At 64.7% G+C, this 295-nt stretch carries 1 protein-coding gene; it reads left to right on the top strand.

Annotated features, from left to right (window positions below; all coding sequences use genetic code 11):
* Positions 1 to 225 (top strand): hypothetical protein (locus tag FS507_RS19965; RefSeq protein ID WP_222121463.1); only part of this gene is annotated, 225 nt, incomplete at its 5' end.
* Between the last annotated feature and the right edge of the window lie 70 nt (positions 226 to 295).

The following is a 295-nucleotide window of genomic DNA, read 5'->3' on the forward strand; positions in this document are numbered from 1 at the left end:
GCAGTTGTGGAGGAGAAATTGGGGGTGGGGGTGGTATGGGACGGTGGGGTGGAGGGGACGGTGGGCGTGGGATGGAGGATGGGAGAGGTGAGGGGGGAGGGGGGGGGGGATGTGAGGGGGGGGGAGACTGAGGTGGGAGTGGGGGAGAGGAGGGTAGAGGATGGGGTGGGGGTTGTGAAGGTCCCGGTGAGGGAGGAGGTGGAGGATGGTTGTGATGGTGTGTGAGAGTAGGTGGGATGGTGGTGAGCTGATAAGTGAAGAGGTGGCGGAGGGGAGGATGGTGAAGGGGGGTGAG

The organism is Corynebacterium glyciniphilum AJ 3170, assembly GCF_007673095.1.
Classification (GTDB): domain Bacteria; phylum Actinomycetota; class Actinomycetes; order Mycobacteriales; family Mycobacteriaceae; genus Corynebacterium.